This is a genomic window from Bradyrhizobium sp. HKCCYLRH2060, from assembly GCF_051168135.1.
Taxonomy (GTDB): Bacteria; Pseudomonadota; Alphaproteobacteria; order Rhizobiales; family Xanthobacteraceae; genus Bradyrhizobium.
The window spans coordinates 81,215-106,527 of sequence record NZ_JBNPUK010000005.1; the positions used below are offsets into that span (position 1 = coordinate 81,215).

The following is a 25,313-nucleotide window of genomic DNA, read 5'->3' on the forward strand; positions in this document are numbered from 1 at the left end:
AGCTCCGAGGAGGACGTCGGGCCTAGCTAGCCCGCCCGCCCAGGGGTGTCCAGCAAACGGGCGCGACGGCTCAGCCGAACAGCGGGGTGCCCGGCACGAAGGCATCGAACGCGGCCCAGAACTGCGAGCGGTAGCGGTCCTGCTCCTGCAGGATCTCGTGCTTGGCGCCGGCGATCACGAGATGCGAGCCGGCGCGCAGATGATAGGCGAACTCCTCGATCGCAGCCGTCGACACCACGGTGTCGCTGGAGGCCGCCAGCATCAGGATCGGCTGGCGGATCTGCGACGGATAGCTCATGCCGCGGAAGGTCATCATCGCGGAGAACGCGGCGTCGGCCCAGGCGACCGTGGGCGAGGCGATGCCGAGCGTCGGATCTTCTTCGAGGATCGCGGCGTTGCGGGCATAGCGGACCGGATCGGAGGTCAGCGGATTGTTGACGAATGGCGCCAGTCCGCTGATCTCGTCGTTGCCGCCCGGCACGTAGCGGCCGCCCTGCCCGGCGATGCGCATTGCCCGCAGCAACAGCCGCGCCGGCAGCGCTGTGCGGCTGCCCGGAAGGTCGATCATCGGCGCCGACAGCACGATGCGATCGAACCAGCGCTTGCCGGCATGCGCGAGCCGCAGCAGCACCGTGCCGCCCATCGAATGCGCCAGCGCGAAATAAGGCGGCGGACAGTCCGGCAGCACGACTTGCGTGACGAAGGTCTCCACGTCGGTCTCGTAGTCGGAGAACGAGCGCACATAGCCCTTGCGGGAATCGCGCAGGCGCCGCGACGAATGGCCCTGGCCGCGCCAGTCGATGATGGCGACCGCAAAGCCGCGATCGCGCAGATCGCGCACCGTCTCGAAATACTTCTCGATCATCTCGCTGCGGCCGGTGAACACGCACACCGTGCCCTTGCGCCCGGCCGGCGGCGCCCAGCGCGCAAAGCGCAGCTCGGCGCCATCAGGGGTCTTGATGGTGCCGGCAGTGACGTTTTCGGGAACGGGATTGGCGGGAATCGAGACGAGCGTCATGAGGCACCCATCGAATAGGTGAAAGGCAGCGGGAATCAAGGGGTGGAACGGCAAAAAGAGCAGGTCCCGAACGCCCTTGAACGTCGAAACGCCTGCCCTACATCGAGATCGTGCAGGCCTCTGATGGCTGCACGACGGCCCGGCCCGATGGCGGGCGGGTTTGCCCAATAGTCGCTCAATGGAGGACTTTGACCATGCGTACCTACGACCTCACCCCCTTCTATCGTTCCACCGTCGGTTTCGACCGTCTGTTCTCGATGCTCGATCAGGCCACCGCCGAGCCCACCCCCGGCTATCCGCCCTACAATATCGAGCGCACTGGTGAGAACGCCTACCGCATCACCGTCGCCGTCTCCGGCTTTGGCAAGGATGAGCTCTCCCTCGTCGCGAAGGAAAACACGCTGACGATCAAGGGCGAGAAGGCCGCCAATGAGAACGGCAAGAAGGCTGAGGTGCTGTATCGCGGCATCGCCGCCCGGGCGTTCGAGCGCTCGTTCCAGCTCGCCGACCACGTGGTGGTGAAGAACGCCAGCCTCGAAAACGGCCTGCTCCACGTCGACCTCGTACGCGAGATTCCGGAAGCGAAGAAGCCCCGCTCGATTCCGATCTCGACCGGCGCGCAAGGCTCCGAGCAGCCGGTGATCGAGGGATCGGCCGAGAAGGCCGCCGCTTAACCGGCACTCAGACTTGAGAATGCGAACGCCCCGGGCAGCCGGGGCGTTTTTTTTGTGCGTTGCTGCAGTGCAATCAAACGATCGTGACGGGCGGTAACGGCCTGCACCCGGCCAGCGAAGACGCCAGTGATGACCTCACTCACCCGAGCCACTGGAGCCTCAACGATGAACGTCGTTCGCACCCTCACTTTCGTCGCCGCCCTGACGGCATTGGCCGGCCCTGCTCTGGCGCAGCCCGCGCCGCCGCCCAAGGTCCACAACGTCGTGCTGGTGCACGGCGCCTGGGCCGACGGCTCGAGCTGGGCCAAGGTCATCCCCTATCTGCAGGCGGCCGGCCTCAAGGTCACGGCCGTGCAGAACCCGCTGACCTCGCTGGCGGACTCCGCCGCCGCCACCCGCCGCGCCCTGGCCGAGCAGGATGGGCCAGCCGTGCTGGTCGGCCATTCCTGGGGCGGCACGGTCGTGAGCGAGGTCGGCACCGATCCGAAGGTCAGCGCGCTGGTCTATGTCGCCGCCCGCGCCCCCGATGCGGGCGAGGATTTCGTCAAGCTCGCCGGCCAATATCCGACGCCGCCGGCGCGCGCCGGCATCGTCGACCATGACGGCGAGACCAAGCTCAACGAGGACGCCTTCCTGACGGACTTCGCCAACGGCGTCGATGCGACGACGGCAAAGGAGCTCTATGCGGTGCAGTGGCCGACCGCGGCGACGATCTTCGGCAACCGCACCACCCAGGCGGCATGGCACGACAAGCCGTCATTCTATGCAGTGTCGAAGCAGGACAAGACCATCGATCCGGATTTCGAGCGCTTCCTGGCCCACCGCATGAAGGCAACCACGATCGAGCTCGACGCCGGACACCTGTCGCTGGTGTCGCATCCGAAGGAGATCGCTGATCTGATCCTGAAGGCCGCCGGTCAGCACGAGTAGTGCGACCGATGGTGCTGGGGTCTCATCGGCTGCTCCAAACGACCTGTCATGCCCGCGAAAGCGGGCATCCAGTCCGCGGCGGCGGTCGTGAATGACCGAGATGCCGGTGTTGACTGGATCGCCCGGTCGAGCCGGGCGATGACGGCGTTGGGGGTGGCAAGCGGCCGGGCAGACCGTCTGACTGCCTCTATTCCAAACCCTGTACAGCCGGCATCTTTGCCGTCGGCAGGATCTGGGGCACCGGCTTCGCCGCGGGCGCCGCGACGGAGCCAGTCGTCTGCGGCGTGGCCGTAGCCGCGGCCGATTGCACGGGCTTCGGCTCAGAGGGTTTTGCGTCTGAAGCCTTGGCCTCTGAAGCCTTGGCGTCTGAAGGCTTGGCGTCTGAAGGCTTGGCTTCTGAAGGCTTCGCGTCAGAGGTGTTGGCGTCCGAAGCCTTGGCCTCGGCCGGCTTGATGTCCGCGGGCTTGGGCGGAAGGGCCTTGGGTGCGTCCGCCGGCTTCGGATTGAGCGCTGCGGTCTGCGGTGCCGGTGCACTCGGCCGCGCGGCAGGCGTCGGCACCTTCGGCTGGATCGGCACCGCAGTGGCAACGCGCGGCGCAGCCGGCATCGGCGGCACCAGGCGCGGATCGGCCCGGATCACGCTCGGCGGCGGCAGGCGGTCGAGGCCACCGCGCGGGGCGGGCTCATAGCGCATCCGCTCGTACTCCTCGCCCCATTGGAACGCCGGCACGAAGCGGATGATGCGGCCGGAGCGGGCATCGACCACGAGCTTGCCGTCCTCGCCCTGGCGATCGAGCACCGCCACGATCCAGACATTGCCGCGCTGGCGCGGCGCGCCGAGCGGCGAGAAACCGTTGTCGCGCAGAATGGCATAGACCTCATGTACCGGCAGGAACGCGGGCGCATAGCCATAGTCCTGCCGATAGCCCTCTCTGTAATTGTCTTGCCGGTAGACCGGCGCCGGCGGCGCATAGCGCTCGTCGCGATAGCCGTAGTCAGGCCCCGGCCGGTAGCCGTAGCGCGGCGGTGGCGCTGGCACGACGGCCGGCGGCGGCAAGTCCGAATAAGGCGCATCGAAATCGGAGACCGCCGTATAGGGCCCGTGGAGGCCGGACGGTGGCAGCGGCTCGGCCTGCGCGGCGGCGAACGTCGCGACCAGCGCGGCTGAGACGACTCCAACTAGCAACTTCATGGTTCAAAGCTCCTGCATGCCCCCGCACGTGAAGCTGTTCGCTTCTTCTCAAGTGCGGCGGAAGTTCTGCCGCGATTCCGGCGGTCCTGGGTCGGCGAAGGGGCGGGATCGGGGCGTTAGGTTTCAAAATCGAGCGCGGCGCGTGATCGCCGGCCCGGCCGGATCGTTCGGTCAGCGGCAGAAACGGAAGATTTGCTGGGGAATGAGCGTGTTGCGGCGCCCGAACTCGAGGACTCCGCAGTGCTTGTGTGATAGGTTAAAGTTTGGCATCTTGCGGTTTAGGACAGAAATGCTGTCTAAAATTTCGTTGCAAAGGTGACCGAGACTTTGCAATGATGTTACGGCGCCTGAGGGCGCTGCGACATGAACAGGCCGCGGTCGTCCAGCGGGGACATGGTCCCCCGGCGGCTGGCCTGAATTCTGCAAATGCGGCTCGCTGAAAAAGGACGAGCGTTGGCTCCGGAGAGGGGCCGCGCAGCGCCCGGGGTGCGCCGGACTGTGGTGAAGGCCCTGACCAATAACTGATGGGGACGGATATGAGCGGATCGAAGGTCGAGCACGGAATTTTGGGCGGCGCGGTGCTGGCTGTGGATTCGCACGAGAAACCGGCCGAGATCACCCGCGAGCTGCACACCTGGCGTCCGGAGGCCGAAGGTCTGTATGACCCGAGCCAGGAGAAGGATTCCTGCGGCGTCGGCTTCATCGCCAACATCAAGGGCCAGAAGTCGCATCAGATCGTCGCCGACGCGCTGAACATCCTGTGCAACCTCGAGCATCGTGGCGCCGTCGGCGCCGACCCGCGCTTCGGCGACGGCGCCGGCATCCTGGTGCAGATCCCGCACGCCTTCTTCTCGCGCAAGGCGAAGGAGCTCGGCTTCACGCTGCCTGCCCCCGGCGAATACGCCATCGGCTCGCTGTTCATGCCGCGCGACGAGGCCTGGCGGAACGTCATCAAGAGCATCATCGCCGACCAGATCGAGGACGAGGGCCTGGTGCTGCTCGGCTGGCGCGACGTGCCGACCGACAACTCCTCGCTGGGCGTGACGGTCAAGCCGACCGAGCCGCGCAGCATGCAGGTGTTCATCGGCCGCAACGGCGCTGCCAAGACCGAGGACGAGTTCGAGCGCAAGCTCTACATCCTCAGAAAGTCGATCTCGCAGGCGATCTATCAGCGCCGCGACCGCGGCATGTCGGGCTATTACCCGTGCTCGATGTCGTGCCGGACCGTGATCTACAAGGGCATGTTCCTGGCCGACCAGCTCGGCAAGTACTACGCCGATTTGCACGAGCCGGACTTCGAGAGCGCGCTGGCGCTGGTGCACCAGCGCTTCTCGACCAACACCTTCCCGACCTGGTCGCTGGCGCATCCCTACCGGATGATCGCGCATAACGGCGAGATCAACACCCTGCGCGGCAACGTCAACTGGATGGCGGCGCGGCAGGCGTCGGTGTCGTCGGAGCTGTTCGGCAAGGACATCAGCCGGCTCTGGCCGATTTCTTACGAGGGCCAGTCCGACACCGCCTGCTTCGACAACGCGCTCGAATTCCTGGTGCAGGGCGGCTACTCGCTGCCGCACGCGGTCATGATGATGATCCCGGAGGCGTGGGCCGGCAATCCGCTGATGAGCGAGGAGCGCCGCTCGTTCTACGAATATCATGCCGCGCTGATGGAGCCGTGGGACGGCCCCGCCGCGATCGCCTTCACCGACGGCCGCCAGATCGGCGCCACGCTCGACCGCAACGGCCTGCGGCCGGCGCGCTATCTCGTCACCAAGGACGACCGCATCGTAATGGCGTCCGAGATGGGCGTGCTGAAGATCCCGGAGGACCAGATCGTCACCAAGTGGCGGCTGCAGCCCGGCAAGATGCTGCTCGTCGATCTCGAGCAGGGCCGCCTGATCCCGGACGACGAGATCAAGGCGCAGCTCGCCGCCAGCCATCCCTACACCGAGTGGCTCGGCCGCACGCAGATCCAGGTCGAGAAGCTGCCGGATGCGCCGACCACGGGTGCGCGCACCAACCTGCCGCTCTTGGACCGGCAGCAGGCGTTCGGCTACAGCCAGGAAGACATCGCTATCCTGATGACGCCGATGGCGGCGACCGGCGAGGAGGCCACGGGCTCGATGGGCAACGACACGCCGATCTCGGCGCTGTCGGACAAGCCGAAGCTGCTCTTCACCTACTTCAAGCAGAACTTCGCACAGGTCACCAACCCGCCGATCGATCCGATCCGCGAGGAGCTGGTGATGAGCCTGGTCTCGATCATCGGCCCGCGACCGAACCTGTTCGACCTCGAGGGTGTCGCCTCGACCAAGCGGCTCGAGGTGCATCAGCCGATCCTGACCGATGCGGACCTGGAGAAGATCCGCTCGATCTCTGAGGTCTCCGACAGCCACTTCGTCTCACGCACGCTGGACACCACCTTCGATGCGAGCCTGGGCGCGGCCGGCTTCGAGCAGGTGCTCGACGATCTCTGCGGCCGCGCCGAAGCCGCGGTGCGCGAGGGCGTCAACATCATCATCCTGTCCGACCGCATGGTCTCGGCCGACCGGATTCCGATCCCGTCGCTGCTCGCCTGCGCCGCCGTGCATCATCACCTGATCCGCACCGGCCTACGCACGTCGGTCGGCCTCGTGGTGGAGTCGGGTGAGCCGCGCGAGGTGCATCACTTCGCGTGTCTCGCGGGCTATGGCGCCGAGGCGATCAATCCGTATCTCGCCTTCGAGACCATCATCGCGCTCAAGGACAAGCTGCCGGGCGCGCTGAGCGACTACGAGGTCGTCAAGCGCTACATCAAGTCGATCGGCAAGGGCCTGCTCAAGGTCATGTCGAAGATGGGCATCTCGACCTATCAGTCCTACTGCGGCGCGCAGATCTTCGACGCGGTCGGCCTTCGCGCCGAGTTCGTGCAGAAGTTCTTCGCCGGCACCCACACCCGCATCGAGGGCGTCGGCCTCGCCGAGATCGCCGAGGAGACCACGCGCCGTCACCGCGACGCGTTCGGCGATGCGCTGGTCTACAAGAGCGCGCTCGATGTCGGCGGCGAATATGCCTACCGCACCCGCGGCGAGGACCATGCGTGGACGGCAGAGTCGGTTGCGACCTTGCAGCACGCCGTGCGCGGCAACTCCAGGGAGCGCTACCAGGCGTTCGCCAAGCTGCTCAACGAGCAGTCGGAGCGGCTGCTGACCCTGCGCGGCCTGTTCCGGATCAAGTCGGCCGAGGACGACAAGCGCAAGCCGGTTCCGCTCGACGAGGTCGAGCCGGCGAAGGAGATCGTCAAGCGCTTCGCCACGGGCGCGATGAGCTTCGGCTCGATCTCGCGCGAGGCGCATACGACGCTCGCGATCGCCATGAACCGGATCGGCGGCAAGTCGAACACCGGCGAAGGCGGCGAGGAGGCCGACCGCTTCAAGCCGCTGCCGAACGGCGATTCCATGCGCTCGGCGATCAAGCAGGTCGCCTCGGGCCGGTTCGGCGTGACGACGGAGTACCTCGTCAACTCCGACATGATGCAGATCAAGATGGCGCAGGGTGCCAAGCCCGGCGAAGGCGGTCAGCTGCCCGGCCACAAGGTCGACGCCACCATCGCCAAGGTGCGCCACTCGACGCCCGGCGTCGGCCTGATCTCGCCGCCGCCGCACCACGACATCTACTCGATCGAGGATCTCGCGCAGCTGATCTACGACCTGAAGAACGTCAATCCCGACGGTCAGGTCTCGGTCAAGCTCGTCTCGGAGGTCGGCGTCGGCACGGTTGCGGCCGGCGTCGCCAAGGCGCGCGCCGACCACGTCACGATCGCGGGCTTCGAGGGCGGCACCGGTGCCTCCCCGCTCACCTCGATCAAGCATGCGGGATCGCCGTGGGAGATCGGCCTTGCCGAGACGCATCAGACGCTGGTGCGAGAGCGGCTGCGCAGCCGCATCGTGGTCCAGGTCGACGGCGGTTTCCGCACCGGCCGTGACGTCGTCATCGGCGCACTCCTTGGCGCCGACGAGTTCGGCTTCGCCACCGCGCCGTTGATCGCGGCCGGTTGCATCATGATGCGCAAGTGCCACCTCAACACCTGTCCCGTGGGCGTTGCCACCCAGGACCCGGTGCTGCGCAAGCGCTTCACAGGCCAGCCCGAGCACGTCATCAACTTCTTCTTCTTCGTCGCCGAGGAAGTCCGCGAGATCATGGCCGCTCTGGGCTACCGCTCGTTCAACGAGATGGTCGGCCAGACCCAGATGCTCGACCAGTCCAGGCTGGTGGCGCATTGGAAGGCCAAGGGCCTCGACTTCTCCAAGCTGTTCGTCAAGCAGAAGGCGGAGCCGGGCCAGAAGGTCTATCACGCCGAGAAGCAGGACCATCACCTCGACGCCGTGCTCGACCGCAAGCTGATCGAGCAGGCCAAGCCCGCGCTCGACCGCGGCGCGCCGGTCAAGATCGAGGCCGAGATCAACAACACCGACCGTTCGGCGGGTGCGATGCTCTCGGGCGCGGTGGCCAAGATCTACGGCCATGCTGGCCTGCCGCAGGATACGATCCATGTCAGCCTGAAGGGCACCGCCGGCCAGGCCTTCGGCGCCTGGCTCGCCCAAGGCGTCACCTTCGAGCTCGAAGGCGAAGGCAACGACTATGTCGGCAAGGGCCTGTCGGGCGGCCGCATCATCGTCAAGCCGCCACGCAACTCCGGCATCGTGCCGGAGGAATCGATCATCGTCGGCAACACCGTGATGTACGGCGCCATCTCCGGCGAGTGCTTCTTCCGCGGCATCGCCGGCGAGCGCTTCGCGGTCCGTAACTCGGGCGCGGTCGCCGTGGTCGAGGGCGCGGGCGATCATTGCTGCGAATACATGACCGGCGGCATCGTCGTCGTGCTCGGCAAGACCGGGCGCAACTTCGCGGCCGGCATGTCCGGCGGCGTCGCCTATGTGCTCGACGAGGCCGGCGACTTCGACAAGCATTGCAACATGGCGATGGTCGAGCTCGAGCCGGTGCTGTCGGAGGAGATGATCGCGGAAGCCTCCTATCACCAGATGGGCGATCTCGAGGCGCATGGCCGGGTCGACGTGTTCAAGAACCTGCTGGCGTCCGACATCGAGCGCCTGCACATCCTGATCTCGCGTCACGCCAAGGCCACCGGCTCGAAGCGCGCCGCAGAAATCCTGGCGAACTGGAAGGACTATGCGCCGAAGTTCCGCAAGGTGATGCCGGTCGAGTACCGCCGCGCCCTGAAGGAAATGGCGGCCAACGCCGACGCCGAGCCGAAGATCGCGATCGGGGCTTGATATCTCTCCTCATGGTGAGGAGGCGCGTAGCGCCGTCTCGAACCATGAGGCCGAGAGCGGGGCCTCACCCTTCGAGACGCGGCGAAGACGCCGCTCCTCAGGGTGAGGAGAAGTAGGAGCAAACCCTCATGGTGAGGAGGCGCGAAAGCGCCGTCTCGAACCATGAGGCCCGAGCAGTCAGGGACGTCGTAGGTCATGGGCAAGGTCACAGGTTTTCTCGAAATCGAGCGGCACGATCGCAAGTACGCGCCGGTTGCCGAGCGTCTGAAGAACTTCAACGAGTTCGTGGTGCCGCTCTCCGAAAAGGAGCTGCGCGACCAGGCGGCGCGCTGCATGAATTGCGGCATCCCCTACTGCCACGGCACGGGCTCGGCCGCGCCGGGCACCACCGGCTGCCCGGTCAACAACCAGATCCCGGACTGGAACGACCTCGTCTACAACGGCAACTGGGAAGAGGCGTCGCGCAACCTGCACTCGACCAACAACTTCCCGGAGTTCACCGGCCGCATCTGCCCTGCCCCGTGCGAGGCGTCGTGCACCTTGAACATCGACGACAACCCGGTGACCATCAAGACGATCGAATGCGCCATCGTCGACAAGGCCTGGGAGAATGGCTGGCTGAAGCCGGAGCCGGCCTCCGTCAAGACCGGCAAGAAGGTCGCGGTCGTCGGCGCGGGTCCGGCCGGTCTCGCAGCCGCGCAGCAGCTGGCGCGCGCCGGACACGAGGTGCATGTCTATGAGAAGCACGCCAAGGCCGGCGGTCTGCTGCGCTACGGCATTCCCGACTTCAAGATGGAGAAGGGTATCATCGACCGCCGCATCGCGCAGATGGAAGGCGAAGGCGTCGTCTTCCACTACGGCGTCAATGTCGGCGGCAAGGATGGCCTCGATGCCAAGACGCTGCTGAAGGATTACGACGCCGTGGCGCTGACCGGCGGCGCGGAAGCCCCGCGCGACCTGCCGATCCCCGGCCGCGATCTCGCCGGCATTCATTACGCGATGGACTTCCTGCCGCAGCAGAACCGCCGCGTCGGCAACGAGCCGGTGAATGCGACCGAGATCCTCGCCGGCGGCAAGCATGTCGTCGTGATCGGCGGCGGCGACACCGGCAGCGACTGCATCGGCACCTCGCTGCGCCAGGGCGCGCTCTCCGTGACCCAGCTCGAGATCATGCCGGCCCCGCCGGAGCGCGAGGACAAGGCGCTGACCTGGCCGAACTGGCCGCTGAAGATGCGGACATCGTCGAGCCAGGCCGAGGGCGCGATGCGCGAGTTCGCGGTGCTGACGCAGAAGTTCGAGGGTGAGAACGGCGCGGTCAAGAAGATGCACTGCGTCCGCGTCGACGCCCAGTTCAAGCCGATCCCGGGCACCGAGTTCGAGCTCGCAGCCGACCTCGTGCTGCTGGCGATGGGCTTCGTGCATCCGGTGCACGAGGGTCTGCTCAAGAGCCTTGGCGTCGACCTCGACCCGCGCGGCAACGTCAAGGCCAACCTGACCGACTACCAGACCTCGCTGCCGAAGGTCTTCTCCGCCGGCGACATGCGGCGCGGCCAGTCGCTGGTGGTCTGGGCGATCCGCGAGGGCCGCTTGTGCGCCCAGGCCGTCGACAAGTTCCTTATGGGCAAGACCGAGCTGCCGCGCTGAGCGCGGAGTGTAGTGGACGTGCTGTAGATCAGCCTTAGCCCGACTGCCCACCCCGACGCCGGTGCGCTCCACTCCCCCTTGCGGGGAGGGGTCGGGGGTGGGGGTCACCGGGCGCCGAACAGCGTTGGATCCGCCGGCGCTTCAACATGCCCAAGAACATGCCGAAGAACATGCCCAAGGCAGTCACCGCTTTCGTCGCCCTCTTCTTCTGAAGTCAGCTATGAGCTTCCGAGGAGCAAAGCGACGAAGCAATCCAGAGCCGCGCAACCGACTCTGGATTGCTTCGCTGCGCTCGCAATGACGCGGTGAGACTATCGAGCTCAGCATGCGCCCTACTCACGGATAGAGAATTCAGCTCTCATCAGATCGAACGTGACTCGGGGACCCCCACCCCCGATCCCTCCCCGCAAGGGGGAGGGGAGCGCACCGATTGCGTCGCTTGCAGCTCCAATCCAATTTGCAGCATTCATTGCACGGACAACAAAAAAAGGGATGGGGGCTTCCTCGACGAGAGTCTCCGCTCGGCCTGAAGTGGCAGGTCAGGCCGTGGTCTCATGATCGATCGGATGAGCGTCGAAGCGTCAGGGTCGACGTTGCAACCGTGAAGCCCCCACCCGTCCTGGCCGTGAGGCCAGCTCGGATGAGCCGCGGTGCGCGGCTCCGATGTCAGGAAGGATGCGGCCGTGTTCGGTGAGGGCAGCCCTGCTCGGACACACTCGGCAGGATTGATCGCGTCGCGTGCATCACGATGTCAGTCATGCTGGACGATCCCCATTGTTCGACGGCTGGCAGCCGCGAGCCTCTCCGGTTCCCGCAACCTAAGGGTGCGACTCTTAACATAAACACAATGAGAGGGCCGGCATTCCCGTCAAATTCCGCACGACACGCGAAAAAGTTCCGCAGCGACTCGTGCTCGCATGCGCGGCCGCAACGCACGTTCGATCACAGAACATCGCGTGCAACCTGCAACGCGATCAGCTCGACGTCCGCGCCCAGATGTCTTCGACCGGCACCGGGGGCGTCACACGGAAGATGTCGTCGATGAGACGGCCAAGCTCGCCGGCGGTCTCGATGATCCGCTCCTCGATCACCTCGCCATCGCGCGCCTGCCGCTGATAGCGGCGGCTGACCAGCTTGTGCCGCACACGAGGCTCGACACGCTCCATCATCAGCGTATGCGTGGCCGGCACGTTCGGGCTGGTCGAGGTGTACCAGTTGCCGAGCACGTAGTCGGCATGGATCTGCGGCGCGAGGTCGAACGCGTACATCATGCGCCAGCCCGCCGGCTGCTTTGCGCTGACCGTGTAGAGTCCGTCCCACGTGCCGATGCGAAACGTCCCCATCGGCGTCTGCTGCTCGGGCCCGATCTCGAGACGGATGGGCGCATCCATCATGCAGATGCCGAAGCCGACATCGACGAGATGCGGATGGCCGTCGACCTCGACGAGCAGCATCATGTGCTGGCGCGGCCCGAGCGGATCTGATGGCGCCGAGCGCCAGCGCACGCGCCCCGTCAGGCCGTTGACCTTGAATCCGATCGCTTCCAGCGCGGCCTGGAACAGCACGTTCTGCTCGAAGCAGTAGCCGCCGCGGCGGCCGAGCACGAGCTTCTGCTGCACGGACGGCAGGTCGACATGGACGGAACGGCCCATCAGCGGATCGAGCGCCTCGAACGGCAGCGCGTCGACATGCGCGGCCTGCAGCGCTGCGAGCGTCGCCAGGTCGGGCGCGAGCGGCCCGCGATAGGCGATGCGGGCGAGATAGGACTCCAGCTGAAACTCATCCGCCATCGCAACGCCTTCCCGTCAACCCTCGATGCGCGCCCAGATCACATCGACGGACACCGGAGGTGTCAGCCCGAACACCTCCTCGATGACGCTGCGCAGCGTCTCGGGCGTTTCGATGATCTGCTCGCTCCTCACCTCGCCATCGCGCGCCTCGATGACCAGGCGGCGATTGACCAGCTTGTAGCGCGCCTCGCGGGTCAACCGCTCCAGGATCAGCATCGAGGTGAACGGCGTCAACGGGCTGGTCGAGGTAAACCAGTTGCCGAGCACATAGTCGGCGTGGATCTGCGGCAACAGATCAAACACATACATCGTGCGCCAGCCGGCCGGCTGCCTCGCCGCGAGCCAATACAGCCCATCGGAGAGCGTCAGACGGAACGTCCCCATCGCGGTCGGCTGCTCGATGTCGGCAACCATCTGCAGCGGCGTATCGAGCAGGCAGGAGCCGAAACCGACATCGGCGATGTACGGCCCCTCCGGCAGGTCGACCTTCAGCATCATGTGCGTGCGCGGCGTCAGTGGCGCGTCGGCATCGAGCCGCCAGCGCACCCGCGCCGAGAGCGGCGTCACCGCAAAGCCGATCGCCTCGAGCGCGGCCTTGAACAGCGCGTTCTGCTCGAAGCAATAGCCGCCCCGACGGCCGTCGACGATCTTGGCCTGGACCGAGGCGAGATCGATGTTCACGGGCCGGCCGAGCAGCGGATCGATGCCTTCGAAAGCGATGGCATCGACATGGGCGGCCTGCAATCCGGCGAGCGTCTGGAACGTCGGCGTCAGCGGGCCGCGATAGCCGATGCGGGCGAGATATCTGTCGAGATCGAAACGGTCGGTCATGGTGGGAAGGTCACGCCACCCCTGCCCGCAACAGATCGTGCATGTGCAGGATGCCGACCGGCTTGGCGCCGTCGGTCACGATCAGGGTCGTGATCTTGGCGGAGTTCAGGATCTCCAGCGCCTCGGAGGCCAGCGCCTCGCGGCGCACGGTGCGCGGGTTCGCGGTCATGATCTCGTCGACCGAGACGGACAGCAGGTCGGCACGCATCTTCCGGCGGAGGTCGCCGTCGGTGATGATGCCTGCGACGTGACCGCGAGCATCGACGATGATGACGCAGCCCAGACCCTTGGCCGACATCTCGGCAAGCGCATCGGCCATGCCGGTGCCGAGCGGCTTCAGCGGCACCGCGTCGCCCGAGCGCATCAGATCGGAGATGTGCTTGAGCATGGCGCCGAGCTTGCCGCCCGGATGGAAGTTGGCGAATTCGAGCGCGGTGAAGCCGCGGCCTTCGAGCAGCGCGATCGCGAGCGCATCGCCGATCGCGGCCTGCATCAGGGTCGAGGTGGTCGGCGCCAGATTGTGCGGACAGGCCTCGCGCGCCTTCGGCAGCTCCAGCACGATGCGCGCCGCCTGCCCCAGCGACGATTGCGCATTGGAGGTGACCGCGATCAGCGGGATGGCGAAGCGCTTGGTATAGTTGACCAGCGTCTTCATCTCCGGCTGCTCGCCGGACCACGACAGCGCGATGACGACGTCGTCCGAGGTGATCATGCCGAGATCGCCATGGCCGGCCTCGGCGGAATGGACGAAGAAGGCGGGCGTGCCGGTCGAGGCGAGGGTTGCGGCCATCTTGCGGGCGACGTGGCCGGACTTACCGAGGCCGGTGAGGATCGCCCGGCCCTTGGCTTGGCGGATCAGCTCGACGGCGGCGGCGAAGGCTCCTCCCAAGGGCCCGGATAGCGCCGCGGAGATCGCGGCAATGCCGTTGCTGCCGGCGTCGAGCGTGCGCAGTGCCGACTGGATATCTGCGTTGGCGGGAGCGGTGTCGGGCAACGGCTTCGATCTCGGCATGCGGACTTCCAGGGCTGAACAGTCAGGCGCCGCTCTTTAGCATGGGTAAGGCAGCAAGGCGCCATCAACAGCCCATTAACCATATTTGTTTTTACTCCCTTAACGACGCGGTTGGCCGGCGGCGCGGGCGTCCCGACGACGCAATTGATTTTGTTGGAGTATTTTCATCGTGGGGTGGAGGCCTGACAGCGGCCGCGCGAGGCGCGCGCGAAGGCGCGCGGTGTGGCGCGGCGCGTCCGCCGCATGCCTGCTGCTCGCCGCGCTCGGCCCCGAGGCCGCCCGCTCCCAGACCATCGACGTGTTCCGGCCGGTGCGCGACGGCTTCCTGGCTCCGCAGGACTCCCCGTTGCGGCGGACCGTGGTCAGCGGCCTGACCGATGCCGTCCCGACGCCAGGGCTGCCCGCGACGCCTGCGCCGGCCAGCTCGGCCGCACGACGAAATCTGGTCCCCCTGCCCGGTGTGCCCGCGGCCAGCGGCGCATCCGATGTCGGCTATGATTCGCTGAATCGCACCCGCAAGAAGCCGAAATACTATCCCGCCCAGGCGCGGCCCAAGCCGGCGCCGGGCCCCGGCACACCGCCGTCCGGCGAGCTCACCGGCCAGTTGCGCCCGACCCTGCCGCCCTCGGCCTCCGCCAACCGGCAGCCGCTGCCGCCCGCGATGGCGGGCACCGTCCCCGGCCAGCCGCCGCGCAAGCGCCTCAGGATCGACGACGACCCGTTCGGCGCGGTCGGCGACTACGCCGGGCCGTTCCTGATCAAGGGCGCGGTCGAGCTCTCCGCCGGCTATGACAGCAACCCGGCCCGCCTCGCCAGGCCGCGCGGCATGCCGGCCTGGGTGATCGCGCCGGAATTCCTGGCGGTGTCGAACTGGGAGCGTCACGCCCTCGTCGCCGACCTCAGGGGATCCTTCACCGGCTATGGCAGCACCCTGCCGGCCGTCATGGACGGCGGCATCAACTCGGCGCCGACCACGCTCGACCGCCCCGACTTCACCGGCCATGTCGACGGCCGCCTCGATATCACGCGCGACACCTCGATCGGCGCCCAGCTCCGCCTGCGCGCGGCGACCGACAATCCCGGCAGCCCCAGCGTGCAGGCCGGATTGTCGCGCTATCCGGTCTACACCACGCTCGGCACCACCTTAGGCATCGACCAGCGCTTCAACCGGCTGCAGGTCTCGGCCGGCGCCACCGCCGATCGCACCAGCTATCAGCAGAGCAAGCTGACCGACGGCACGATGACGTCGAACGATGACCGCAACTACAACCAGTTCGGCGGCATCGGCCGGGTGTCCTATGAGGTCATGCCCGGCCTGAAGCCCTTCACGGAAATCCAGGGCGACAGCCGCGTGCACGACGAGAAGATCGATCGGTCCGGCTATCAGCGCGATTCATCCGGCGGCTACGCCAAGGCCGGCACCTCGTTCGAGTTCACCCGGCTGCTGACCGGCGAGGTCTCGCTCGGCTATGCCACGCGCAGCTATGTCGACCCGCGGCTGAACCGGCTGCAGGGCTTCCTGACCACGGCCTCGCTGGTGTGGTCGGCGACGCCGCTCACCACCGCGCGCTTTCTCTCCGACACGCAGCTCGCGGAGACCACGGTGGCCGGCGCCTCCGGCGTGCTGGTGCGCACCTACACGGTGCAGGTCGATCACGATTTCCGCCGCTGGCTGACCGGCATCGGCAAGTTCAGCTTCGGCACGCTCGACTATCAGGGCTACGGCCGCAGCGACCGCACCTATTCGGCCGAAGGCAACCTCGTCTACAAGATGTCGCGCAACGTCTGGGTCAAGGGCACGCTGCGCTATGACAAGCTGGACTCCAACATTGCCGGTGCCGGTTCGTCGGGCACGGTGGTGATGCTGGGCGTGCGGCTGCAAAACTGATCCCCGCTCTCTCCTCCCTCATTGCGAGGAGCGCAGCGACGAAGCAATCCAGGGTTTTGGAAACGACTCTGGATTGCTTCGCTGCTGTTTAGCCCGGAGACATAGCTTACACCTGTTCGGGGACATGGTTGACACTTTTGGGGTCACGCAAATCGATCGCTGCGATCTGATGAGCGGCAAAGAAAACTCCGAATTTTCCGTCTTGTCTGAGTGGACGAATAGCGAGTCGCTCACCGCGAAAGGCTTGAGGGACTTTCCAGAGCCGTCCCTCGAAACTGACATAGGCCTTCGTGCTCGACACGGAACGGACGATCTCCCCCTCGTCGTAGTCCACCGTCGGAAGGCGATCCGGCATGGTGCGTTGGCTGGGCCGATAGCGGCTTGCCGGCACATTGAAGTCGAGAGCCTCATGGGGGCGGTCGAGATTGTAGACGGCTCGCCATTCGTCGAGTGCCCGCTGGACATCGGGAAGGTCCCTGTAACGCTTGAAGGCAAAGACCTCGGCCTTCAGGCTGCGGTGGAAGCGTTCGTTCTTGCCGCGGCTCTGGGGATGATAGGGCCGGCTATGGATCGTTCGAACGCCGAGCTTCAGCAGCCAGACCGTCAACGCGGTCCAGGGGTCTTCGAGAGTAAAGCCCCAGGGGCCACCGTTGTCGACGAACATCGCATCCGGCAGTCCATAGCGGCGGAACGTCGTCTCCAAATGTCCTTTGACCGTAGAGCCGCGCTCATTGTCGCAGGCCGCCAGGCACAAGGAAAAGCGCGAGTGATCGTCCAGCGCGGTGAGCGGATGACAAGACACACCGTTCTCCAGCGCACTGTGTCCCTTGAAGTCCATCTGCCACAGCTGATTGGGCGCATCCTTCTCGAACCGCGTGTAGGGCTGCCCGGGCGTGCCGCCAGGCTCCGTCACCCGATCGTAGCGGCGCAGGATGTTATGCACGGTGGAGATCGCCGGGACAGCTTGCCCATCGCGATCGAGACGATGCGCGAGCTTGCGCGCGCCCCAGGCCGGGTGAGCATCGCGCAACGCGACAATCTGCTGCTCAGTCGCAGCTGCGGTGCGCTCCGGACTTCGATGCGGCCGCCGCGACCGGTCCGCCAGCGTCGTATCGCCGGCGTCAGACCGCTCGATCCATTTGTAGCCGGTCTGGGGGCTGATGCCGAACCGCCGACACAGCTGCCGCCGGTTGGCTCCCTCCTGCTTGGCAAGCATCACAAACTCTCGTCGCTGGTCCATGACAGACACCTCTCGCCACGGCATCGCTCGCCCCTTTGCTTGACGAATCGAGCCAATTTTGAGGTGTCAACCATGTCTCCGAACACCTGTCAGCCATGTCCCCGGGCTGAACACTGCGCTCGCAATGACGTGGTGAGAGCGTTGCTTCAATCAGGCGACATCACCCGGAGCTTACGCCGCCGTCACCGTCAGATGTGCGCCGTCCGCCTGCACGATGCGCACGCGGCTGCCGGCGGGCGTGTCCGGGCCGGCGACGCGCCACACCGTGTCGTCGATGCGCACGGTGCCGTTGCCGCCGACGATCGGCTTCTCCAGGGTGAACTCGCGGCCGACCAGCGCGGCCGAGCGGCGGTTGAGGAACGGATTGTCCTGCGATGGCGCCGCGTTGGCGCGCGCCAGCCGCCGCCACAGCGGCACGGCCGCGATCGCGAACAGCGCGAACAGCAGGATCTGCAGCTGCCATCCCGGCGCGATGACGAACGAGATCAGGCCGACCAGCAGCGCCGCGAGGCCTAGCCAGAACAGGAAGATGCCGGGCGCCAGCAGCTCCAGCGCCATCAGCAGGACGCCGAAGATCAGCCAGTTCCAGGTGCCGAGCGTGACGAACATGTCGCTCATGATCGCCTCCTTCGCTCTACGTCCGCGGCGGCACGGGCGGCGCCGGCGGCGTCCCCGCCGACGGCACCGAACCGCCGCGGCGCGCGGCGGCCACGGCCGAAGCCGCGCTCTCGCCGAACGTCGCCTTGGCGATCTCGCCGATGCCGGCGAGCGAGGCCAGCATGCCCGTCGCCTCCAGCGGCAGCATGATCACCTTCTGGTTCGGCGAGTCGGCGAGCTGGCCGAACGCCTTGATGTATTTGTCGGCGATGAAGTAGTTGAGCGCGGCGACATCGCCCTTACCGATCGCGTCCGACACCATCTGCGTCGCCTTGGCCTCGGCTTCGGCCGCGCGCTCGCGCGCCTGGGCATCGAGAAAGGCCGATTCGCGGCGGCCCTCCGCCTGCAGGATCTGGCTCTGCTTCGCACCTTCCGCGCGCAGAATCTCCGACTGGCGCTGGCCCTCGGCCTGCAGGATGTCGGCGCGCTTGACGCGCTCGGCCTTCATCTGCCGGCCCATCGCCTCGACCAGATCGGCCGGCGGCACGATGTCCTTGATCTCGATCCGGTTCACCTTGAGGCCCCACGGCGACACCGCGGCGTCGACGACGCGCAACAGCCGCTCGTTGATCTCGTCGCGATGCGACAGCACCTGGTCGAGATCCATCGCGCCCATCACCGAGCGGATGTTGGTCATGGTCAGCGTGACGATCGCCTGGTTGAGGTTCGACACCTCGTAGCTCGCCTTGGCGGCGTCGAACACCTGGTAGAAGGCGACGCCGTCGACCGTCACGGTGGCGTTGTCCTTGGTGATGACCTCCTGCTCGGGGATGTCGATCACCTGCTCCATCATGTTGATCTTGCGCCCGATGCGATCGAAGAAGGGCACGATGATGTTGAGGCCCGGCGACAAGGTGCGGGTGTATTTGCCGAACCGCTCGACGGTCCAGTCGAACCCCTGTGGCACGGTCTTCACGCCGGAATACAGCGTGAAGATGACCAGCAGCACCAGCGCTATGGCGAAAATGTCGAAACCGCTCATGGATCCTCCAAGGGAGGAGACGGTCGTCCCCTCACCAGCCTCTGCAGCCATCACAATCTAGGGATTGCTGCATGATTTTGTCGGGGATTCGTTAGGCGCGGTTCAGGAAAGTATTTTCGAAGGTTGCAGCGGCATTAACCTTGCGCCGCCGCACGGCTCACCTAGCCGAAGGCAGAGAAGCGCCGGCGGGCCGGCTCAGAGCCAGCCCGTTACAGCCAACCCTGCAGCTCGCGCAGCACGAGCTGCCGCAGTACCTCCATGCCCGGGGCACTGTCGTTCAGGCACGGCACGGCGGAGAATTCCTCGCCGCCATTGTGCTTGAAGATCTCGCAGTTCTCGCCGGAGATCTCCTCCAGCGTCTCCAGGCAGTCGGCGGCGAAGCCGGGCATCACCACGGCGATGCGCTTGACGCCGTCCTTGGCGAGCTTCTCGATGGTCTTGTCGGTGTAGGGCTGCAGCCACTCCGAGAAGCCGAAACGCGACTGGAAGGTCAACAGCAGCTTGGTGTCGTCCATGCCGAGCCGCTTGCGCAGCAGCTCGGTGGTGGCGACGCACTGCTCGCGATAGGGGTCGCCCTTGTCGACATATTCCTTCGGCATGCCGTGGAACGACGCCACGATCAGCTCGGGCGTGTACGGCAGCGTCTTCAGATGGTCCTCGATCGAGACCGCCAGCGCCTCGATGTAGAAATCGTCGTTGTAATAGGGCGGCGTCACCCGGATGGTCGGCTGCGCCCGCAGCTCGGTCAGGACGCGGAACGCCTCGTCGCACACGGTGGCCGAGGTCGCGGCCGAATATTGCGGATACAGCGGCACGACCAGGATGCGGTCACAGCCTTTGGCCATCAGGCCATCGACACCGGCCTTGATCGACGGATTGCCGTAGCGCATCGCCCAGTCGACGAGGACGTGGCTGCGGTCGGCGATCGCAGCGGCCAGCTTCTCGCTCTGCGCGCGGGTGATCGTCTTCAGCGGCGATTCGTTCTTCTCGGTGTTCCAGATCGACTGGTAGTCCTTCGCCTTCTTGCGCGGCCGGACGTTGAGGATGATCCCGTTGAGGATGATCTTCCACAGCAGGCCCTGGTCCTCGATGACGCGGCGGTCGGACAGGAACTCTTTCAGGTACACCCGCACGCCGGCGGCGTCGGCCGTATCCGGCGTCCCGAGATTGACCAGCAGCACGCCGACGCGTGACGTGCTCGCGGCCGGCAACGGTTTGGCATCAAGAGCCTTGGCATCAAGAGCCTTGGCATCGACAGGCCTGGCATTGTCGAGGGAGATGGCGGCGGTCATGATGCCTGTGACTGGTGAAGGGCGTGGCTTGGCGGCTTGTTTCGACATTGTCAAGATAAGGGCCATTTCACCGATGTCATCGGGCTGGAGGAGCCATGACGATTGCAGAATGGTGCATTTTCGCCAGCGTAATGCTCTACCTTTTAACGATCGTGCCTGCGAAATGGATCAAGGTCGACGGCGCCGGGCGCTATGACAACGCCCGGCCGCGAGATCCCGCCTTCTACGCCGGCGGCATCCGCGAGCGGGCGCTGGGCGCCCACCAGAACGGCATCGAGGCGTTCCCGTTCTTTGCGGCGGCGGTACTGCTGGCCGAGTTCCGCGGCGCGCCGCAGAACCTGATCAACGAGCTGTCGGTGCTGTTCCTGATCGTGCGCATCGCCTACGTCCTGACTTACGTCGGCGACCGGCCGTCGCTGCGCTCGATCCTGTGGGCGATCGGCTTCCTGATCACGGTCGCGATCTTCTTCCTGCCTTCGCTGCGCAATTACCTGCCGGTTTGAGCGGAAGCCGCGGCCCCCGCGCGTGAGCGGTGTCACATCCCTGTCCCCGCCGAGGTGCTAACCACGAGCGCTGAAGACCTCGGTCCGTACGCCTTTCGTTTCCGCTTTGATCCAGCCTGGTACGGCCAGTTGATTGGATTTGACGGCGAAATTCCCTATAGGGCGGGGTGAATTCGACGGCTGCAGCGGCGCTATCGGGCCGCCAGAGGGATCATGATGACTTTGACCAGCTCGGCTTCCGCGCGCGCGCCGCGCGACCCGGGAAATTACCAGACCGCCCTGCAATCGACGGTGCGGGCGGCTTCGGACTGGCTGATCGCCAACCAGAAGCCGGACGGCCACTGGGTCGGCCGCGCCGAATCCAACGCCTGCATGGAAGCGCAATGGTGCCTGGCGCTGTGGTTCATGGGGCTCGAGGACCATCCGCTGCGCAAGCGCCTGGGCCAGTCGCTGCTCGACAGCCAGCGCCCGGACGGCGCCTGGCAGGTTTATTTCGGCGCGCCCAATGGCGACATCAACGCGACCGTCGAGGCCTATGCCGCGCTGCGCTCGCTCGGCTTCCGCGACGATGAGCCGCCGGTGCGCCGCGCCCGCGAATGGATCGAGGCCAAGGGCGGCTTGCGCAACATCCGCGTGTTCACGCGCTATTGGCTGGCGCTGATCGGCGAATGGCCGTGGGAGAAGACGCCGAACATCCCGCCCGAAGTGATCTGGTTTCCGCTCTGGTTTCCGTTCTCGATCTACAATTTCGCGCAATGGGCACGCGCCACCCTGATGCCGATCGCCGTGCTGTCGGCGCGGCGCCCGAGCCGGCCGCTGCCGCCCGAGAACCGGCTCGACGCGCTGTTTCCGCATGGGCGCAACGCGTTCGACTACGACCTGCCGGTCAAGGCCAATGCCGGCGGCTGGGACAAGTTCTTCCGCGGCGCCGACAAGGTGCTGCACGCCCTCCAGAACTTCGGCAACAAGCTCAATCTCGGCCTGTTTCGCCCGGCGGCGACCAGCCGCGTGCTGGAATGGATGATCCGCCATCAGGATTTCGACGGCGCCTGGGGCGGTATCCAGCCGCCCTGGATCTACGGCCTGATGGCGCTCTATGCCGAGGGCTATCCGCTCAATCACCCCGTTCTCGCCAAGGGCCTGGATGCCCTGAACGATCCCGGCTGGCGGGTCGATGTTGGCGATGCCACCTACATCCAGGCGACCAACAGCCCGGTGTGGGACACGATCCTCACTTTGCTCGCCTTCGACGATGCCGGCGTGCTCGGCGATTATCCGGAAGCCGTCGACAAGGCGGTGAACTGGGTACTGGAGCGCCAGGTGCGCGTGCCCGGCGACTGGTCGATGAAGCTGCCGCACGTCAAGCCCGGCGGCTGGGCGTTCGAATACGCCAACAACTACTATCCCGACACGGACGACACCGCGGTGGCGCTGATCGCATTGGCGCCGCTGCGGCATGACCCCAAGTGGAAGGCGAAAGGCATCGACGAGGCCATTCAGCTCGGCGTCGACTGGCTGATCGGCATGCAGAGCCACGGCGGCGGCTGGGGCGCGTTCGACAAGGACAACAACCAGCAGATCCTGACCAAGATTCCGTTCTGCGACTACGGCGAGGCGCTCGATCCGCCGTCGGTCGACGTCACCGCGCATATCGTCGAGGCGTTCGGCAAGCTCGGCATCTCGCGCAACCATCCCGCCATGGTGCGCGCGCTGGACTACATCCGAAGGGAGCAGGAGCCGAGCGGTCCATGGTTCGGCCGCTGGGGCGTCAACTACGTCTACGGCACCGGCGCCGTGCTGCCGGCGCTGGCCGCGATCGGCGAGGACATGACGCAACCCTATATCGGCCGCGCCTGCGACTGGCTCGTCGCCCATCAGCAGCCGGACGGCGGCTGGGGCGAGAGCTGCGCCTCCTACATGGATGTCAGCGCGGTCGGCCGCGGCACCACCACGGCGTCGCAGACGGCGTGGGCGCTGATGGCGCTGCTCGCCGCCAACCGTCCGCAGGACAGCGAAGCGATCGAGCGCGGCTGCATGTGGCTGGTCGAGCGCCAGTCCGCCGGCACCTGGGACGAGCCGGAGTTCACCGGCACCGGCTTCCCCGGCTATGGCGTCGGCCAGACCATCAAGCTGAACGATCCCTCGTTGCAGGAGCGGCTGATGCAGGGCCCGGAGCTGTCCCGCGCCTTCATGCTCCGCTACGGCATGTACCGCCACTACTTCCCGCTGATGGCGCTCGGCCGCGCGCTGCGGCCGCAGGGGCATGGCAACACCGCATCCGCACCCTCGCTGTCGTCCCGGCCTTGAGCCGGGACCCATAACCACAGGGAGCGGTTTGAGGCAGGCGGGCAACTACGTGCTCGCGCCTCACGACCGCCGCGGAGTATGGGTCCCGGCTCAAGGCCGGGACGACACTCGTGGTGTTGCGCGATCTGGGCCACATCCACCGCTGTCATGCCCCGCGCAGGCGGGGCATCCAGTACGCCGTGGCGGATGTGGTGGGCAGACGCGTAGTCGCTGGGCGCTGTCCGCTCAGAAGCAGGTCGTGCGTTCCGCCGCCATGTAGCCGAACAGCAGGCCGACACCGAACAGCAGCACCAGCCCGGCCGCGCCGAACTCCAGTCCCCGCATGATCAGGGCGCCGCCGCCGTCGCGGCCGGCGCTGAGGCGGCGGGCGATGTCCTTGGCGGCGACCGCGATGACGGCGATGGTGGCGACGGTGATCGCGGTGCCCATGCCCATCACGAGGGTGGCGGCGACGCCGGCCCAGAACAGGCCCTGCGCCAGGGCGAACACCAGCACCAGGATCGCACCCGAGCAGGGACGGATCCCGGCGGCGAAGATCGCCTGGAAGCCGCGCTGCCAGCCGCCGGGGCCGGCGAGCTCGCTCGGCGCGGGTCCGTGCGAATGGCCGCAGCCGCAATCGTCGCCATGGACGTGATCATGATGCACGTGATCGTGATGGACATGATCATGATGGGCGTGATCGTGAGCGGCGTGACCATGGGCCGCGGCCGCATGCGTGTGAGCATGACCGTGGTGATGATCATGTCCATGATGGTCGTGGCCGTGATGGTGGTCATGCCCATGGTGATCTTGAGGCGCGCGATGCTGATGATCATGCGCGTGGCCGTGATCATGCCCTGACGGCACCACCGCAGCCGCCGGCCCACCAGCCAGCGCCAGTGCCGGCGCCGCCGGCTGCCACGTGCGCAGGAATGCCGCGCCCTTGACCCAGACCAGACGTGCGCCGAGCAGCGCGATCAGGCCGTAGCTTGCAATCTCCACCACCTTCTCGGCGCTGCACATGTTCGCAGCCGTGGCGTTGAGCAGCACGGCACCGATGCCGACGATGACGACCGCGACCAGCGACTGCATCAGGCCCGAGGCGAACGAGAGCACGATGCCGCGCTTTGCCGTCTCCTGGTTGGCGACGAGATAGGACGCGATCACGGCCTTGCCGTGGCCGGGACCAGCCGCATGGAAGATGCCGTAGGCGAACGAGATCGCCAGCAGCCACCACACCGCCGAGCCATCTTGCTTGGCCGAGCGGATCGCCCCCGACATCTGCCGGTAGAACTCCGATTGCTTGGCGAGCAGCCAGCCGACGATGCCGCCGACCTGCGGCTCCGCCGGCGCGCCGAATGGCGGCTTGGCGAGCAGCGCATGCGAGGCGGCGTCGGCGGCGAGAAGCGCTGCGAGGATCGCAGCGCAGGTGAGGAGCGGACGGGCGGAGCTGGGGCGAGGTGTCATGGACATTCCACTGAGATCTTGTTGGCGAAATTCATTCCGAAATTGGCGTTCGCCCCGCCGCTCAGGAATGTCTGTTCGTTCATGGTCTGCGCGACGGAGCCGCCGTCGCTCGGTCTCACCAGGCCGAACTTGCAGCCGGCGGGAGCACTGACCAGCTTGACGGGATCCTTCTCCGCCATCTGGAAATCGATGAAATAGCTGGGATCGTACACCTCGACCTGAAGCTCCCTGGGCTTCACCGGCGCCTTCAGCGGCAGAGTGAAGTGCAAGGTCAGCTTGGTGTCCTTGTATTCGAGGTAGTAGTCGACGGGATCCTCGAGCTTCTGCTTGCGGCCGTCGGACTTGATGAACGTGAAATAGGCATATTCCTTCAGCGACTCCGCGTTGGTCTGCGCCAGCGGCGCCAGCTCCTCGCGGGTGTAGACGCCCTTCTGCTTGGTCTCGAGGCCCTGCAACGCGTAGGTCGCGAACATGTCGTCGAAGGTCCAGGCGTGCCGCACGCCGGTCAGCGAACCGTCGGCCGCGTAGAGCAGCTCGCTGGTCGCGGTGACCCAGACATGCGGATGGGCGCTCGCCGCGCTCGCGCCGAGCACGAGCATCAGCGCACCGAGAACGAAACGAACCACCGCCATCC

18 protein-coding genes are annotated in these 25,313 nt (G+C 66.3%); 7 read left to right on the top strand and 11 right to left on the bottom strand.

The window, feature by feature from the left end; genetic code table 11:
- Positions 1 to 70: 70 nt before the first annotated feature.
- Positions 71 to 1,018 (bottom strand): alpha/beta hydrolase, encoded by a 948-nt coding sequence (locus tag ACQR10_RS12950; RefSeq protein ID WP_315801816.1) that lies wholly within the window; start codon positions 1,016 to 1,018, stop codon positions 71 to 73.
- A 194-nt stretch (positions 1,019 to 1,212) separates the two neighbouring features.
- Between ACQR10_RS12950 and ACQR10_RS12955 the strand changes: the two genes are divergently transcribed.
- Both ACQR10_RS12955 and ACQR10_RS12960 read left to right on the top strand, forming a co-directional pair.
- Complete coding sequence (locus ACQR10_RS12955; protein WP_315801815.1) at positions 1,213 to 1,692, top strand: Hsp20 family protein; 480 nt, start codon at positions 1,213 to 1,215, stop codon at positions 1,690 to 1,692.
- Positions 1,693 to 1,857: 165 nt separating this feature from the next.
- Positions 1,858 to 2,622 (top strand): alpha/beta fold hydrolase, encoded by a 765-nt coding sequence (locus tag ACQR10_RS12960; RefSeq protein ID WP_316179614.1) that lies wholly within the window; start codon positions 1,858 to 1,860, stop codon positions 2,620 to 2,622.
- A 187-nt stretch (positions 2,623 to 2,809) separates the two neighbouring features.
- Here ACQR10_RS12960 and ACQR10_RS12965 read toward each other — a convergent pair whose 3' ends face one another.
- Complete coding sequence (locus tag ACQR10_RS12965; RefSeq protein ID WP_316217179.1) at positions 2,810 to 3,814, bottom strand: hypothetical protein; 1,005 nt, start codon at positions 3,812 to 3,814, stop codon at positions 2,810 to 2,812.
- Between the two features lie 536 nt (positions 3,815 to 4,350).
- Here ACQR10_RS12965 and gltB point away from each other — a divergent pair.
- The gene (gltB, locus tag ACQR10_RS12970; protein WP_316217180.1) at positions 4,351 to 9,087 is read left to right on the top strand and encodes a glutamate synthase large subunit; all 4,737 of its coding nucleotides are present in this window, start codon (positions 4,351 to 4,353) and stop codon (positions 9,085 to 9,087) included.
- A 195-nt stretch (positions 9,088 to 9,282) separates the two neighbouring features.
- The gene (locus ACQR10_RS12975) at positions 9,283 to 10,731 is read left to right on the top strand and encodes a glutamate synthase subunit beta (RefSeq protein WP_316179620.1); all 1,449 of its coding nucleotides are present in this window, start codon (positions 9,283 to 9,285) and stop codon (positions 10,729 to 10,731) included.
- 974 nt (positions 10,732 to 11,705) lie between these two features.
- On the opposite strand, the gene ACQR10_RS12980 is transcribed toward ACQR10_RS12975, so the two are convergent.
- The 3 genes from ACQR10_RS12980 to ACQR10_RS12990 are packed head-to-tail and all read right to left on the bottom strand — an operon-like array spanning position 11,706 to position 14,364.
- A complete protein-coding gene (locus ACQR10_RS12980) occupies positions 11,706 to 12,521 on the bottom strand; it encodes an arylamine N-acetyltransferase family protein (protein ID WP_315801810.1) in 816 nt (271 codons plus the stop codon).
- Between the two features lie 15 nt (positions 12,522 to 12,536).
- On the bottom strand, positions 12,537 to 13,352 hold the full coding sequence (locus tag ACQR10_RS12985; protein ID WP_316217181.1) for an arylamine N-acetyltransferase family protein: 816 nt from the start codon (positions 13,350 to 13,352) through the stop codon (positions 12,537 to 12,539).
- 10 nt (positions 13,353 to 13,362) lie between these two features.
- Positions 13,363 to 14,364 (bottom strand): KpsF/GutQ family sugar-phosphate isomerase, encoded by a 1,002-nt coding sequence (locus ACQR10_RS12990; protein WP_316217182.1) that lies wholly within the window; start codon positions 14,362 to 14,364, stop codon positions 13,363 to 13,365.
- 169 nt (positions 14,365 to 14,533) lie between these two features.
- Here ACQR10_RS12990 and ACQR10_RS12995 point away from each other — a divergent pair, with 169 nt between their 5' ends.
- Positions 14,534 to 16,252, top strand: coding sequence for an outer membrane beta-barrel protein (locus tag ACQR10_RS12995; protein ID WP_316217183.1), 1,719 nt, complete (start codon positions 14,534 to 14,536; stop codon positions 16,250 to 16,252).
- A 106-nt stretch (positions 16,253 to 16,358) separates the two neighbouring features.
- Here ACQR10_RS12995 and ACQR10_RS13000 read toward each other — a convergent pair whose 3' ends face one another.
- From ACQR10_RS13000 to hemH, 4 genes are all read right to left on the bottom strand, one after another.
- The gene (locus ACQR10_RS13000; protein ID WP_316216558.1) at positions 16,359 to 17,516 is read right to left on the bottom strand and encodes an IS481 family transposase; all 1,158 of its coding nucleotides are present in this window, start codon (positions 17,514 to 17,516) and stop codon (positions 16,359 to 16,361) included.
- A gap of 147 nt (positions 17,517 to 17,663) precedes the next feature.
- Positions 17,664 to 18,110, bottom strand: coding sequence for an NfeD family protein (locus ACQR10_RS13005; protein WP_315801806.1), 447 nt, complete (start codon positions 18,108 to 18,110; stop codon positions 17,664 to 17,666).
- 16 nt (positions 18,111 to 18,126) lie between these two features.
- Positions 18,127 to 19,131, bottom strand: coding sequence for an SPFH domain-containing protein (locus tag ACQR10_RS13010; RefSeq protein ID WP_315801805.1), 1,005 nt, complete (start codon positions 19,129 to 19,131; stop codon positions 18,127 to 18,129).
- 209 nt (positions 19,132 to 19,340) lie between these two features.
- Positions 19,341 to 20,423: a ferrochelatase gene (gene hemH, locus ACQR10_RS13015; RefSeq protein ID WP_316217184.1), complete on the bottom strand. Its 1,083-nt coding sequence runs from the start codon at positions 20,421 to 20,423 to the stop codon at positions 19,341 to 19,343.
- Between the two features lie 95 nt (positions 20,424 to 20,518).
- On the opposite strand from hemH, the gene ACQR10_RS13020 reads away from it, so the two are divergent.
- Together ACQR10_RS13020 and shc are read left to right on the top strand one after the other, a co-directional pair.
- Positions 20,519 to 20,926 carry an MAPEG family protein gene (locus ACQR10_RS13020; protein ID WP_316217185.1) on the top strand — a complete coding sequence of 136 codons (408 nt, stop codon included), beginning with the start codon at positions 20,519 to 20,521 and terminating at the stop codon, positions 20,924 to 20,926.
- Positions 20,927 to 21,142: 216 nt separating this feature from the next.
- Positions 21,143 to 23,233, top strand: a complete 2,091-nt coding sequence (gene shc / locus ACQR10_RS13025) for a squalene--hopene cyclase (protein ID WP_316217228.1) — start codon at positions 21,143 to 21,145, stop codon at positions 23,231 to 23,233.
- Positions 23,234 to 23,458: 225 nt separating this feature from the next.
- Here shc and ACQR10_RS13030 read toward each other — a convergent pair whose 3' ends face one another.
- Together ACQR10_RS13030 and ACQR10_RS13035 are read right to left on the bottom strand one after the other, a co-directional pair.
- Positions 23,459 to 24,679 (bottom strand): nickel/cobalt transporter, encoded by a 1,221-nt coding sequence (locus ACQR10_RS13030; RefSeq protein ID WP_316217186.1) that lies wholly within the window; start codon positions 24,677 to 24,679, stop codon positions 23,459 to 23,461.
- Entirely contained in the window at positions 24,676 to 25,311 is a 636-nt protein-coding gene (locus ACQR10_RS13035; RefSeq protein WP_316179634.1) for a DUF1007 family protein, read from the bottom strand. The genes ACQR10_RS13030 and ACQR10_RS13035 overlap by 4 nt, the downstream gene beginning before the upstream one ends.
- Positions 25,312 to 25,313: the final 2 nt, after the last annotated feature.